At 59.7% G+C, this 13,553-nt stretch carries 21 protein-coding genes; all 21 read left to right on the top strand.

Annotated elements, in window-relative coordinates:
- Positions 1 to 130 precede the first annotated feature (130 nt).
- Entirely contained in the window at positions 131 to 934 is an 804-nt protein-coding gene (locus G5380_RS02265; RefSeq protein WP_421352311.1) for a GPO family capsid scaffolding protein, read from the top strand.
- A 12-nt stretch (positions 935 to 946) separates the two neighbouring features.
- Positions 947 to 2,005 carry a phage major capsid protein, P2 family gene (locus G5380_RS02260; RefSeq protein WP_421352310.1) on the top strand — a complete coding sequence of 353 codons (1,059 nt, stop codon included), beginning with the start codon at positions 947 to 949 and terminating at the stop codon, positions 2,003 to 2,005.
- A 9-nt stretch (positions 2,006 to 2,014) separates the two neighbouring features.
- Positions 2,015 to 2,776 (top strand): phage terminase small subunit, encoded by a 762-nt coding sequence (gene gpM / locus G5380_RS02255; RefSeq protein WP_421352309.1) that lies wholly within the window; start codon positions 2,015 to 2,017, stop codon positions 2,774 to 2,776.
- A 108-nt stretch (positions 2,777 to 2,884) separates the two neighbouring features.
- Positions 2,885 to 3,361, top strand: coding sequence for a head completion/stabilization protein (locus G5380_RS02250; RefSeq protein WP_421352308.1), 477 nt, complete (start codon positions 2,885 to 2,887; stop codon positions 3,359 to 3,361).
- Entirely contained in the window at positions 3,361 to 3,564 is a 204-nt protein-coding gene (locus G5380_RS02245) for a tail protein X (RefSeq protein WP_005352059.1), read from the top strand. The genes G5380_RS02250 and G5380_RS02245 overlap by 1 nt, the downstream gene beginning before the upstream one ends.
- Positions 3,565 to 3,592: 28 nt before the next feature.
- Positions 3,593 to 3,823 carry a TraR/DksA C4-type zinc finger protein gene (locus tag G5380_RS02240; protein ID WP_421352307.1) on the top strand — a complete coding sequence of 77 codons (231 nt, stop codon included), beginning with the start codon at positions 3,593 to 3,595 and terminating at the stop codon, positions 3,821 to 3,823.
- A 9-nt stretch (positions 3,824 to 3,832) separates the two neighbouring features.
- Positions 3,833 to 4,204 carry a putative holin gene (locus G5380_RS02235; RefSeq protein ID WP_005352066.1) on the top strand — a complete coding sequence of 124 codons (372 nt, stop codon included), beginning with the start codon at positions 3,833 to 3,835 and terminating at the stop codon, positions 4,202 to 4,204.
- Positions 4,201 to 4,542, top strand: coding sequence for a phage holin family protein (locus G5380_RS02230; RefSeq protein ID WP_013723873.1), 342 nt, complete (start codon positions 4,201 to 4,203; stop codon positions 4,540 to 4,542). The genes G5380_RS02235 and G5380_RS02230 overlap by 4 nt, the downstream gene beginning before the upstream one ends.
- Positions 4,539 to 5,360: an N-acetylmuramidase domain-containing protein gene (locus G5380_RS02225; RefSeq protein WP_421352306.1), complete on the top strand. Its 822-nt coding sequence runs from the start codon at positions 4,539 to 4,541 to the stop codon at positions 5,358 to 5,360. The genes G5380_RS02230 and G5380_RS02225 overlap by 4 nt, the downstream gene beginning before the upstream one ends.
- Entirely contained in the window at positions 5,350 to 5,823 is a 474-nt protein-coding gene (gene lysB, locus G5380_RS02220; RefSeq protein ID WP_421352305.1) for an Rz-like lysis system protein LysB, read from the top strand. Before G5380_RS02225 ends, lysB begins: the two co-directional genes overlap by 11 nt.
- Entirely contained in the window at positions 5,708 to 5,956 is a 249-nt protein-coding gene (gene lysC / locus G5380_RS02215; RefSeq protein ID WP_234936379.1) for an Rz1-like lysis system protein LysC, read from the top strand. Before lysB ends, lysC begins: the two co-directional genes overlap by 116 nt.
- The gene (locus G5380_RS02210) at positions 5,931 to 6,401 is read left to right on the top strand and encodes a phage tail protein (protein WP_421352304.1); all 471 of its coding nucleotides are present in this window, start codon (positions 5,931 to 5,933) and stop codon (positions 6,399 to 6,401) included. Before lysC ends, G5380_RS02210 begins: the two co-directional genes overlap by 26 nt.
- Positions 6,383 to 6,841, top strand: a complete 459-nt coding sequence (locus G5380_RS02205) for a phage virion morphogenesis protein (RefSeq protein WP_421352303.1) — start codon at positions 6,383 to 6,385, stop codon at positions 6,839 to 6,841. Before G5380_RS02210 ends, G5380_RS02205 begins: the two co-directional genes overlap by 19 nt.
- Before the next feature lie 250 nt (positions 6,842 to 7,091).
- Positions 7,092 to 7,946 carry a DUF2971 domain-containing protein gene (locus G5380_RS02200; protein ID WP_421352302.1) on the top strand — a complete coding sequence of 285 codons (855 nt, stop codon included), beginning with the start codon at positions 7,092 to 7,094 and terminating at the stop codon, positions 7,944 to 7,946.
- Between the two features lie 173 nt (positions 7,947 to 8,119).
- Positions 8,120 to 8,692, top strand: a complete 573-nt coding sequence (locus G5380_RS02195; RefSeq protein WP_421352301.1) for a phage baseplate assembly protein V — start codon at positions 8,120 to 8,122, stop codon at positions 8,690 to 8,692.
- Positions 8,689 to 9,048, top strand: coding sequence for a GPW/gp25 family protein (locus G5380_RS02190; protein ID WP_421296204.1), 360 nt, complete (start codon positions 8,689 to 8,691; stop codon positions 9,046 to 9,048). Before G5380_RS02195 ends, G5380_RS02190 begins: the two co-directional genes overlap by 4 nt.
- Positions 9,045 to 9,926 carry a baseplate assembly protein gene (locus tag G5380_RS02185; protein ID WP_421352300.1) on the top strand — a complete coding sequence of 294 codons (882 nt, stop codon included), beginning with the start codon at positions 9,045 to 9,047 and terminating at the stop codon, positions 9,924 to 9,926. The genes G5380_RS02190 and G5380_RS02185 overlap by 4 nt, the downstream gene beginning before the upstream one ends.
- Before the next feature lie 9 nt (positions 9,927 to 9,935).
- The gene (locus G5380_RS02180) at positions 9,936 to 10,337 is read left to right on the top strand and encodes a hypothetical protein (protein ID WP_274454255.1); all 402 of its coding nucleotides are present in this window, start codon (positions 9,936 to 9,938) and stop codon (positions 10,335 to 10,337) included.
- Positions 10,337 to 11,752, top strand: coding sequence for a phage tail protein I (locus tag G5380_RS02175; protein ID WP_421352299.1), 1,416 nt, complete (start codon positions 10,337 to 10,339; stop codon positions 11,750 to 11,752). Before G5380_RS02180 ends, G5380_RS02175 begins: the two co-directional genes overlap by 1 nt.
- Position 11,753: 1 nt before the next feature.
- A complete protein-coding gene (locus G5380_RS02170) occupies positions 11,754 to 13,157 on the top strand; it encodes a hypothetical protein (protein WP_421352298.1) in 1,404 nt (467 codons plus the stop codon).
- A gap of 33 nt (positions 13,158 to 13,190) precedes the next feature.
- The gene (locus tag G5380_RS02165) at positions 13,191 to 13,547 is read left to right on the top strand and encodes a tail fiber assembly protein (protein WP_421352297.1); all 357 of its coding nucleotides are present in this window, start codon (positions 13,191 to 13,193) and stop codon (positions 13,545 to 13,547) included.
- Positions 13,548 to 13,553 lie beyond the last annotated feature (6 nt).

Genomic DNA, 13,553 nt, shown 5'->3' with positions numbered 1-13,553 from the left:
GCTACTACCCCAAACGCCCCACTGCCAGTGTGTAGCACCGCCACACACTGGCCCCGGATTGCACGATCCCGCCGCTCACCCAGACCATAACCGCGACATCACTACCCAATTACCAAAGGGATCCCAGCACATGCCTAAGTCCAAATTCTTCCGTGTCGCGGTTGAGGGGGGCACCACCGACGGTCGCGCCATCACCCGCGAATGGATTGAGCAGATGGCCCAGCGCTACAACCAGGCCACCTATGGCGCCCGGGTCAATATGGAGCATATCCGGGGCCTCGACCCCAACGGCTTGTTCAAGATGTACGGCGACATCACTGCCGCCAAGACCGAAGAGGTCACCATCGAAGGGGAACAGCGGCTGGCCCTGTTCGTCCAGATTGACCCGACGCCGGAGCTGATCGCGCTCAACAAGAAGCGCCAGAAAGTCTACACCTCCATCGAGATCCACCCCAACCTGAACGACAAAGGGGCCTACATGATGGGGCTGGCCGTCACCGACAGCCCGGCAAGCCTTGGCACCGAAATGCTGCAGTTCTGCAGCAAAGCCGCGGTCAACCCGCTGGCCGACCGCAAATACCATCCGGAATGCCTGTTTACCGAAGCCCTCGAAACCGTCATCGAGTTTGAAGATGAGCAGGAGAAAGGCCCGGGCCTGCTGGAACGGATCAGCGCCATTTTCACCAGTCACAAGCAGCAATCGACCGCCGATTTCAGCGAGGTGCATCAGGCCGTCGAAGCCGTCGCCAAAGAGGTGGCCAGCCTCGATACCGACCTGCACACCAAGTTCAACGAACTGACAGCCCGGCAAACGGCGACCGCCAACGCCCTGGCCGACCTGACCACCCAGCTCGAGCGCCAGGAAGATTTCAGCCACAAGCGCCAGCCTGCCACCGGTGACGATGGCACCAAGCCAACCAACACCGATTTTTAAGGGACCCCGATAATGCGCAACGATACCCGTCAGCAATTCGAAAAGTACACCAGCCAACTGGCGAGCCTGAATGCCGTCAGCTCGGCCATGGTGCAATTCAGTGTCGAGCCCAGCATCCAGCAAAAGCTGGAAACCAAAATGCAGGAGTCCGTCGACTTCCTAAGCATGATCAACATCGTGCCGGTGGATGAACTCAAAGGGGAAAAGGTCGGCATTGGCATCAATGGCACAATCGCCTCTCGCACCGATACCAGTGGCGGCAAGGCCCGCGTCCCGTTCGACCCGACCGGACTGCAAAACACCAAATACGAATGCGAAAAGACCAACTACGACACCAGCATCGGTTACGCCAAGCTTGATGCCTGGGCCAAGTTCAAAAACTTCCAGATCCGCATTCGCGATGCCATCGTCAAGCGCCAGGGCCTGGACCGCATCATGATCGGCTGGAACGGCAAACTTGCCGCGAAAGACACCGATCGCGTCCAGTTCCCCATGCTGCAAGACGTCAACATCGGCTGGATTGAGCACACCCGCAATGATGCTCCCGCCCAGGTGATGAGCGAAGGGGATGCGGGCACCGGCCATATCTACATCTACCAACCCAACAGTGAAGCCGACACCAAAGAGGGGGATTACGGCAACCTCGACGCGCTGGTGTTCGATCTGGTCAACAGCAAGATCAAGCCCTGGTACCAGGACGACACCGATCTGGTGGTGATCTGCGGTCGCAAGCTGCTGGCCGACAAATACTTCCCCATCCTCAACGAGACCCGGGACAACCAGAACAAGCTGGCCGGTCAGGTGCTGGTGAGTCAGAAGCAGATCGGCGGCCTGCTGGCGATCCGCGTCCCCTTCGTCCCGGAAGACACCCTGATCGTCACCCGCCTCGACAACCTCTCCATCTACTGGCAGATCGGCGGCCGCCGTCGCCACCTGGAAGAGCAGCCGAGCCTCGACCGTATCGTCAACTGGGAATCCTCCAACGATGCCTACGTGGTCGAGGATTACGACTGCATCGCCGTCGCAGAAAACATCACGCTGGGCGCCAAACCTGCGCCTGCAGGCGGTTAAGGAGCCACGATGACACCTGCACAACGACACACCGCCCGCATCATGGCAGCCCTGCAAGGGGCGGCCAATCCCGAGCAGGATCGCGCCGCCGCCAACCAGTACGAACTCCAGCTGATGCAGTTGGCCGAGCACCGCCGCACCCTCAAGGGTATCCAGAGCCTCGAGCGCAAGATTGACGCCAAACGCACCATGCTGGCCACCTACACACCGTGGATTGATGGCCTGCTGGCCGCCGATCGCGGCGGTCAGGATGACGTCATGGTGACCGTGATGCTGTGGCACCTCGACACCGGCGATCTGGCTGGTGCCCTGCCGATGGCTGATTACGTGATCCGCCACGGCCTCAATACCCCGGACCAGTACGAACGCACCGCCCCCACCCTCATCGCCGAAGAGGTGGCCGACACCGCCATCAAGCTGCAAGAGGCGGGCAATGGCCCATCCCTGCCATTGCTCAGCAGCTACATGAACATGCTGGCTGACTGCGACATCTTCGACCAGGTGCGCGCCAAGTTGCACAAGGCGGTGGGCCGCGCCTGTTATGCCGAAGGACTTAAGGAGCAAGCGGCCGACCACTACCGCCGCGCCATCGAACTGCACGACAAGGTGGGCATCAAGCGAGAGCTGGAAGATCTGCTGCGCGAGATCAAAAAAGAGAAAGCCGCCTCCGGCCAGCCCGCCAATGAACCGGCACCGCAGCCAGGCGCTGAGCCCCAATCCGAATCACAGCCACCCGAACAGCCTGACCCCGCCCCCGGCGAGGCCAGCTAACCGAGCGAACCCCGCACCCTGGGCGGCTCGGGCCTGACGAATGCCAGCGGCATAGCAGACGGCCCGACCACCGCCCAACATGCGGCGCCACCTCACATCAGGAGCACCATGAGCACCGGATTTTTAGCCACCAACCCGACCCCGACCGCCACAGAAGAGGGCGACATCACCAGCGCCCCCTTCTGGCCGGCCATCTCGCTCTGCGCGCTGCGCGATACCGTCCGGCTCGATGGCACCGTCACCACCGCCCGCCTCACCCATGCGGTGATCGACGCCATCACCAGCGTCAACCGGGATCTGGCACAGTGGCGCAGCGCCAGAGAAAGTGAAGGTTACGCCACCCTGGCCGCAGTCCCCGCCGAGCCCATCAACGGCGAATCGGTACATCTGCACAGCTACCGGCGCGCCGTCTACGCCATGACCCGCGCCAATCTGCTGGAGCGCTACACCGACTACAGCGCCACCAGTGACGGCATCAAAGGGGCCGATGCCAAAGAGATAAGTTCGGATGACCTCTACCGCGATGCCCGCTTTGCCATCCGCGACATCATCGGCACCACCCACACCACAGTGGAGCTCATCTGATGCAACTGCGCAGCCTGCAGGGCGACACCCTCGATCTCATCCTGTTTCGTCACTACGGCTACACCGCAGGCATCACCGAGCAGGTGCTCAACCTTAACCCCGGTCTGGCCGCGCTCGGCCCCATCCTGCCAACCGGCACCCTTATCAACATGCCAGCGGCCCCCACGCAGGCCGAACAGCCACTGATCCAGCTATGGGACTGACTGTCATGCGACAAAAGAGAACACCGACATGAGCCGCCTCGACGACGAACTCGAACGACTGGCCAACATCAGCGAGCAACAACTGTCTGCCCGCATCCATGCCGCCCGCATTGCGGGCACTGGCCCCCACTACTGCATCGACTGCGACGACCCGATCCCGCAAGAGCGCCGCGAGGCGATCCGGGGCTGCGAACGCTGCGCCGACTGTCAGACCATCCACGAATTCCAACTCGCCCGCCACTGCGGCAGCAAACGATAGGAGAGCACGATGCCAGAACCGATTTCCTCCAGCGCCGCAACCAGCACCCTCACCGGTCTGGCCTTGCTGTTCACCTTGCCCGGGGTGGATCCCTCCGTGGTGCTCGGCGCGCTCACCGGCGCGGTGCTGTTTATCTCGGCCGCCGAAGAGCAGGGACGCCTGCGCCGGATTGCCCTGTTTGTCGCCTCGTTTGTCAGTGGCCTGCTGCTGGCCGGCTTTACCTGCCAACTGCTGGAGGTACTGCTGCCCGCCAGCGTCCAGGTCAGCAATGCGATCGGCTCGCTGATCGCCTCCGCCATGATGGTGCGCCTGCTGCAGCTCATCATGCGCAATCAGGATCGGCTACTTGAAGCCTTGTTTAACAAAAGGGGGCAACCATGATCCCGACCACTCCAACCGGTGTGTTTATCTACACCGCCCTTTACGCCCTGATCTGCGCCGCTATCTTCCTGCGGGTCATGCTGTTTGACCGCAAAGGTGGCGAGTATCGCGCCCTGCCCGCCTGGATGGCGTGGCTGCTCTGCGTGCTGTCAGGCTCCATTCCGCTGCGCTTTCTGTTCGGTGGCATTCCGGTGCCAGATCCGGCCGCCTTCGGGCTTGCCCTCTTCCTGCTGTGCGCCGTGCTCAACACCCGCGGCTCGGTGCACCACCTGCTGCCCCGGGGCAAACCATCCAGCACCGACCATGCCCGGGATATTTACCGGAGGTACCAGCCATGAGCCTGAAAACAGGCGATACCGGCACCGCCGTGGCCGACCTTCAACGCCGCCTCACCGCCGCCGGTTATCCGGTGGCAGTCGATGGCTGGTTTGGTGAGGCAACCGAGCAGGCGCTGATAGCCTTCCAGCGGGATTACATGATTGCCGCCATCGGTCAGGCGGGCCCGCGAACCCTGGCTGCCCTGCTTGGCAGTGAACGCGGCAACCAGCTGACCATCAACCACATGCAAGCCGGCGCCGATCTGCTGGCGGTGCCGCTAGCCACCATGGCCACCGTCGCCCAGGTCGAGAGCATCGGTGAAGGCTTCACCCAAGCCATGCGCCCCGTGGTGCTGTTCGAGCGGCATGTGTTCTACAAGCAACTCACCAAACATCTGGGCAAGGCGGCCGCCGACCAGTTGGCCGCCCATTACCCCAACCTGGTCAACCCCAAGCGCGGCGGCTATGCGGGCGGCGCAGCGGAGTGGGAGCGGCTGCAACTGGCCATCAGCCTGCATCGGGATGCGGCCATCGAGTCGGCCAGTTGGGGCATGTTCCAGATCATGGGTTACCACTGGCAGTCGCTGGGGTTTGCCTCCGCCAGCGACTGGCAGAACGCCATGCAGCGCAGCGAGGTCGAACACCTCACCGCCCTGTGTCGCTTTATCCAGCAAGACCCCGCCATGCACAAAGCGCTGCAGGGGCGAAAGTGGGCGGATTTCGCCCGCCGCTACAACGGCCCGGCGTTTAAGGAGAACGACTACGACACCAAGCTGGCCAAGTGGTTTGCGCACTTCACCAAGGTTTATCAGGGGCAGGAGGTGGCCAATGTGGCGTGAGCTGCTGGGCTCGCCCGTCAGCTGGTTGCTGTTGGCGTTGGCTGTCGCTCTTGGTGGCTGGGGCTGGTCAGCCCGCTCGGCGGCCAAGGCCAAAGGGGACGTCACCACCCTGCAAACCAGTCTCAAGGCAGCCGAAGATAAAACCAAAGAGGCCGAGCGGCGCGAGCAGCTTAAAGAGACCGCCATCGCCACCCTCACCCGGGAACTGACCACCCAGGCACAAGCGGCGCAGCAGCTGCAGGGCCAGCTCGACCAGCTGGCGCAGGCTGCTGCCACCCGCGCCGACACCATCAAGAGGCTCAAACGTGAAAATGCCGAACTCAGCGCTTGGGCGGATCGCCCTCTGCCTGACCCTGTTATCAGGCTGCTCCAGCGCCCCGCCCTCACCGGCGCCACAGATTATCAGGCTCACCTGTCCGGCCCCGAGCCCCTGCCAGCTGCCGCCGGCGGCGCCACGCAATAACGGCGACTTGCTCGACCAGCTGAGCCAGACCGAGGCCGCCTGGGCCAGTTGCGCCGCCAAGGTCGATAGCCTCATCACCTGCCAGACACGACAACAAGGAAGGGAAGATGGAAAAGCCAAAACAGATCCGTGAGGTGCTGACCCGCTGCGTACCGCACCTCAAGATCAACCCGGACAAGCTGCACATCTTTATCGCCCCGGGCAATATCGAAAGCACCGGCGCCCGCTCCCTCTCGTTCGAGTGGCAATACCCACTCACCATTGGCATTGAAGACTTTGCCGGCCACCCGGATCAGATCATGGTGCCGCTGCTGGCCTGGCTACGCCAACACCAGCCCGAGCTGATGACCAACGACGAGCTGCGCAAGGATGGCATCACCTTCGAGACCGAATACCTCGCCAACGACCTGATGGATCTCATCATCACCGTCAAGCTGACCGAACGGGTCAAGGTATGGCAGAACGAACAGGGGATTGGCTGGGAGCACCTGCCGGAGCCACCGGAAGACCCCTATGACGGCATCACCTGGGAGCTCTTTATCAACGGGGAACCGCAGCCATGGCCACCGACGACCTGAATCGGCTGGTAAGCTGGGCCGATGCTCTGCTGGCCAGCATGGAGCCGGCGGCTCGCCGTCAGTTGGCGAGCGAGATAGCCCGCACCTTGCGCTCCAGCCAGGCCCAGCGCATCCGCGCCAACCTCCAACCCGATGGCAGTCCCATGGCCCCGCGCAAGCCCCAGCCCAACCTGAAGCAAAGCCGGGGGCGCCTTCGCCGCAAGATGTTCGCCAAGCTGGTCAAGCCGGCATGGCTCAAAGCCAGTTCCACCGCCAGCGAAGCATCGGTTGCCTTCTTCGGCAGCGCCAACCGCCTCGCCACTGTTCACCACTTCGGCCTGCGCGACAAGATAAGGGGTAAAACCGTGCAATACCCTGAGCGCCAGCTGATCGGCATCACAGATGCCGACATTGATCGCGTGGAAGACCTGCTGTTGAAGCACTTGACCCAGCGACTGTAACCACCTGGACAGGGGGCAAAAGAGTCACTTTCATGCTGGGTACGCCGCTGATCACTCCCGCCATTTTCTCCCCGATCCCCACGGCGATACTGACTGGCCCAAACTGTTCTCCCGACCTACTGCGTCAATCTATGGCTATCGACTGATAACTCATTGATACAGCGATAACAAAACCAAAGCGTCTCATGAGTCTTTTATTGACGTTCTAAAAAACACACATAAAATGCATAAATTATTTATGGAGGTATAGATGTCTTTATTTAAATTCTTTTCTTTTAACAATAATAATTTGTCATCATTTGCAGATCGTAAATTATGGTTCTCTAAGGTTAATGCCTTCAATGACCCTTTTGAAGGTTTGTTTATTCATTCAACCAAAAGACTCTCATCTGGCCAAACTATAAATGTCATTAGTACGATGAATAAAGATGGTGAGTTAAATAAATTATTACAGATAGATCACCAATCTGAAACAATGGGCAGATTGAGAGATATAGCAATGCTTGGTCAACTAGACACCCTGCGTGAAATAACAGAAGAAACTCTGAAAATAGCTTTTGATAAAGCCATGAATGATATTTACGACGCAGGAGTTTGTTGTTTTATTTCTGATAAAAACATCCAAGCGGAATACAGCAACCCAATACAAAATCAGTTGATGTGGGGGTATTATGGTGATGGGCTTAGGGGTTATGCATTAGAGATGCATGAACCATTTGAATGTAATGATAAAATTTCATGCGTTAGTGTAGAGTACATCAAGGATATACCAACTATCGACACGAGTGATTTTGGATATAAATTTTACACTTCGACTTCACAACAAGATAGAAATAATTTAAGTAGCAAGTTGGTTGATTTAATAGCATCGAAAAGTGACTTATGGAAACATGAGAATGAAATTAGATTTATCAGCCAAAATGGTAATGCTTTAGTTTCCTACTCAGAAGGCAGTGTAAAAGCGCTTTATATAGGTGAAAAAATGCCAGAGTGGCAACAAACAGCTTTGGTTTCCATAGCCAAAAAGAATGGCATCACTGATATTTACACCGCTTATATACGGAAGGAACGCTATGAGTTATCAATAGAAAGATACGTTAAATAAAATGGCTTTATTTTGTTAAAAAACACACTATCACTCTATGTTAGGACAAGGACAATGTAACACCACAGATTGAATATACCGTTCGTTTCGTAATAACTCGTGCGCCAATGTGTAGCTGATCTACACACTGGCCACCCCTCGCCTTCCCCGCCATTGCCCAAAACAATGGCCCCATGCAACCGACCCCAACCGAACTCAAGCGCCTGATCGACAACCTGATCCGTATCGGCACTGTTACCGCCGTGCGCTCAGGGGAGTGTCGTGTCAAAACCGGCAACATCACCACCAACTGGCGGCCCTATACCATAGAACGGGCCGGAGCTAACCGTACCCGCCACCGCCTGAGCCTGGGCGAGCAGGTGATCCTGCTCTCCGTCAGCGGCGATCTGCGCAATGCCTATATCGTCGGTCGCCTGAATGCAGATAAGTTCCCCGAACCGTTGGCCGAGGATGACAACCCGGATCTCGATCGCACCGAATACGCCGATGGCGCGGTGATCGAATACAACCCGGCAACCGGAGCACTCAACGCCACCGGCATCAAGTCAGCCAACATCGAGGCATCCGTCACCATCAAGCTGATCACCCCGCTGGTCGAATGCATCAAGGCGCTCAAAGTCGGTACCACCATCAGCGCGGGCGGCAAGATTATCGCCCCCAGCGCAACCATCGGCGGCATAGAAGTCACGACCCACAAACACAAAGACACTATGCCGGGCAACGGCACATCAGGGGGCCCGGTATGAACTGGCTCGGTATGAATGCCGCCCATGGCCGCGCCATCAGCGCCACCGACCACATTATCCAGTCGGTGCGCGACATCCTGATCACCCCGGTGGGTTCGCGGGTGATGCGCCGTGACTACGGTAGCGAGCTCTTTTACCTCATCGACATGCCACAGCATCAGGCCACCCGCCTGCGCCTGATGGCCGCCACTGTGCAGGCCCTTATCAACTGGGAACCCCGCATCACCGTCACCCGCGTCGATGTGCTGGGCGGCGGCATGGATGGCGCCTTAACCATCGAGCTCACCTGGCAGCGCAAAGATGGCGGCGTGTTGGAGTCTGCAACCATCCCCATTCCGACAGGAGCCACCCAGTGAGCACTGTAGACCTGACCCAGCTCCCGCCACCGGAAGTCGAGGAAACCCTCGACTTTGAGGCCATCCTGGCCAAGCGCAAAGCCACCCTGATCAGCTACTACCCGGCAGACCAGCAGGCGGCCATCGCTGCCACGCTGGAACTGGAATCCGAACCGCTCAACAAGCTGCTGCAGGAGAACGCCTACAACGAAATGATCCTGCGGGCCCGCATTAACGATGCAGCCAAGCAGACCCTGCTCGCCTTTGCCAGTGGCACCACCCTTGACCATGTGGCCGGTGAGTACGAACTCGAACGCCTGCTGGTCACCTCGGGCGATCCATCAGCAACCCCGCCCATCGAGCCGGTGTATGAATCTGATGACCGCCTGCGCCTGCGCTGCCAAATGGCCTATGAGGGCATGGCCACGGCGGGCCCGATCAATGCCTACAAGTTTCACGCCCTCTCGGCCAGTGCCGAGGTGGTGGATGTCTCCGTCGATAGTCCTACCCCGGGCACTGTCAGAGTGACCATCCTCTCGCCTGCTGGCCAGCCGAGCGCCGACACCCTCAATCTGGTCGAGCAGGCGCTCTCTGCCGAAGACGTGCGCCCGCTCTGCGATCTGGTAGCGGTCGAACCCGCCCAGATCAAACCCTATGCCGTCGATGCAACCCTCAACGCCATCGGCTTGGGTCAAGAGCAGGCCATCGAAGCAGCAAAAGACGCCATGACAAAGACGGCTGCCGCTTACTACCGGGTAGGGGTAACCGTCCCGATTTCTGCCATCTATGCCGCCCTGCACCAGCCGGGTATCGACAGCGTCACCCTGCGCACGCCGCTGACAGATGTCACCTGCACCGCCCAGCAAGCCGCAAAACTCACATCCATCAACCTCGACTAAGGAACCACCATGGCAAACGCCCTCTATGACAAAGGCCGCGAAAAGTTTCTCACCGGCGCCATCAATGCCAGTGCCGACACCCTCAAGTGTGCCCTGCTCAAGAGCACCTATTCGCCAACCCTTGCCAGTGATGAGTTTTACAGCGGGATCTCGGCCCATGTGGTCGGTACCCCGCAGACCCTGACCAGCAAAACCGTTTCCGCTGGCGTGCTCGACGCGGCTGATGTCACGTTCTCGGCAGTGCCAACCGCTAACGTCAACTACTGCGCCATCTACAAAGACACCGGCAACGCCGCGACCAGCCCGCTGATCGCCCTGTTCGACACCGCGGCGGGCCTGCCGGTCAGCACCAACGGCGGCGACATCATCATCGCCTGGGATAACGGCCCCAATAAGATCTTCAAACTCTGATGGCAACCCTCTATCCCGTCTGGCGCGGGTCACTCACCTATCACGACGGCACCCTGTCACATGACGGGGCGGCCCTCTATCGGGGCACAGTGCAAGGCCCGGATGATCCAGGGCCAGAAGCCATTGCCGGGGTCAGAGTCGGTCTGACAGTGGCAGGGATAGAAGCAGGCCAAGCCGGGATGGCATCGCTCACTCAGTGCGCCAAGCCAACCGGGATCAGCCAGTTTGCAGCCGGGGCCAACAAGCTGGCCAGCCGCGCCAAGGCCATCGCTATCACCGATGGCGCACAGGGTGAACCCGCGACGACCATCCGGGCCACTGTTGCAACAATGGGCGATCTGCTCGCCATGGGGACGGCTGACATGTCAACACAGATAACCCTTGTCGGGCTTGATGCGGGGATGGTCGGCACGGCGGGAGTCAGAACCCGGCTCGGTACCGGCGGATTCCCCCCTGATGCCATCAAGGCGCCGACCATTCAGCAACGGCTGGCTCCTGCAGGGTTCGGTCTCGGCGCTATCGGCAGCCACAAAGCCAAGGTGCGACAGACCATCGGTGATCTGGCTGACGGTCAGCCAGGTGAGCCATTGCTGAAAACCAAGCTGGCGCAGGCGGCAACCGCCTTTACCGGCGCCATGGGCACACCGATCGCCAAGTACGCCCAGATCATCTATCCGATAGCACCAGCCCTGCCAGCAGCAACCCAGCCAGCCCTGACCATCACCCTGGCGCAGGATGGACTTGAGCCCCCATTGGTAAGCCCGTTCACCACCATTACTCGCTTGGCGACCCAAGGGGTCGATGCCGGTGGCATGGGGTCGCACAAGGTGCATCGCCTGCCACTGGCAACCCCGGCAACCCGGGATCTGTTGCCACCCTCTGCAACCCGTCTGGAGCACCTGACCGCCGCCGCACTGGCCTACAACCTGACACCAGAAGTCATTACCTCCACCCGCTTTGCCGACACCTGCCCGACGCCGTTGCTGCCCTGGCTGGCATGGGCCCGCTCGGTGGACTGGTGGGAACTGGCGGAATCGGAAGACCAGCAGCGGGCGCTGATCAAAGCCTCGTTCAGGTTGCATCAGCGCAAGGGAACCCCATGGGCCATCAAGGAAGCGCTGAACGTGCTGGGCTTTGGTGACAGCACCATCATCGAGCGCGCCACCGGCCGCCGCTATGACGGCACCCTCAGCTACAACGGCAACGAACCCCATGGCGACCCGACCCGCTGGGCAGTCTATCGGGTCATCCTGACTCGCCCGGTCACCACCGAACAGGCCAACCGCATCAAGCGCCTGTTGGCAGAGATGGCCCCAGCCCGCTGCCACCTCTCTGCGCTCGATTACACCCGGGCGCCCGTTACCTACAACGGCGCCGCAACCTACAACGGCAACTACAACCACGGAGCCTCGTGATATGGCGAATTTACAAGAGGTCGTCAGCTGGGAGGCTGGCATCTACCAACTCGAAACCGGTGATCCGGTGCTGGGCGGCCCGGGCGGCATCTCCAACAAGCAAGCACAAGCGCTTGCCAATCGTACCGCCTACCTGAAAAAACACGTCGATGATATCGAAGGGGGCAACACGGCGGCGGGCAAGGCCAACAAGCTCAGCACCGCCCGCAATATCGCCCTGGCTGGTGATGTGACCGGTCAGGCGGCATTTGATGGCAGCGGCAACATCACCATCACCGCCACCTATAAAAACTCGGGGGTGGTGGCGGGCACCTATCGCTCGGTCACCGTCGATGCCAAGGGCAACATCACCGCCGGCAGCAACCCCACCACCCTGGCGGGCTATGGCATCACCGATGCGGTTCCCATCGCACAAAAAGGCGCAGCCAATGGGGTGGCGACGCTCGATGGCAGTGGCAAGGTCCCCGTCAATCAGATCCCGGCCACGGCCATCACCGACACCTTTGTGGTCAACACCCAGGCCGCCATGCTGGCCCTGACCGCCGAAGTCGGGGATATAGCCGTACGTACCGACCTCAACAAGAGCTTCATCCTGCTGATTGCGGGCGCCGCCACTCTGGCCAACTGGCAAGAACTGCTCACCCCGACCGACTCGGTGCAATCGGTGGATGGCATGACCGGGGCGGTAACCATCGCCACCGCCAGTGAAGCCGTGAAGGGTAAGGCACAGATCGCCACCCAGGCAGAAGTGAACGCCGGTACCGATGACGCCAAATTCGTCACTGCCTTGAAACTGGCAAAGATGGGCATTCAAAAACAGATTGCAACCTTCAAACAGGTGGGCGTGACCCACTGGGTGGTTCCAACCGGCGTGTATAAAGTCCTGGTCACAGTGGTCGGAGCCGGCGGCGGTGGGGGGGGAGCCAACTCATCGACCAATTACAACGCCAGTGGTGGCGGGGGTGGCGCAGGGGGATATGCCAAAAAGTTGGTCAATGTGTCACCTGGAGACAGCATTCCTATCACTGTCGGAAGCGGTGGAATAGGGGCAACAAATGGATTGAATATCGCTTTACCGGGACAAACCAGCTCGTTTGGGTCGTTTTGTAGTGCAACCGGCGGTAACCCGGGGAACTCCGCCATAGGCGGAACAACCTCTTCGATGTGTGGAGCTGGAGGCAGCGGCGGGTTAGGTTCTGGCGGCGATATTGATGGCTATGGTGGCCATGGTTCTGCCGGAATTGCTGCAACACCGACCACGGCAGGAGGCTCGGTGGGACGGGGACTAGGAGGGGCAACTATCACTTCATTAGGTAGCGGTGGCAATGGTGGCGCAACAGTCACAGGAAATCAGGTTTCCGCCGGTCAAAATGGGTTAAACGGTATGGTCATTGTGGAGTGGTAAATTATGTGGGCACGAATCGAAAAGAATGTCGTCATGGAAACCACCGAGGTTGACCCCTCTGGCCGCTATTATGAAGCGCTTGACTGGATAGCATGCAGCGATGATGTGATGCCTGGATGGGTCGTCTCAGGTAACAACATCACACCACCCTCAGTAACGGAAGTCTCTCCTGAAGATAGCGCGCAAGCGCGCCTGTCAGACTGCCTCACGTTGGCAAATCAGACCATTGCTACCCTTCAGCCCGCAGTCGATGGCGGCTATGCCAAGCCAGAGCACACCCAGTTGCTGGCCGACTGGCAGCGTTACCGCTACGAGCTGACGCTGGTGTCGGAGCAAGCCGGCTGGCCAGAGTCGCCGCAGTGGCCAACCGAACCGGACAAAATCATCTAACGAAAC

Source organism: Aeromonas sp. 604443, assembly GCF_049170315.1.
Classification (GTDB): domain Bacteria; phylum Pseudomonadota; class Gammaproteobacteria; order Enterobacterales; family Aeromonadaceae; genus Aeromonas; species Aeromonas veronii_A.
The sequence above is the reverse complement of the archived record's forward strand: the minus strand, read 5'-3'. Positions and strand labels throughout refer to the sequence as shown.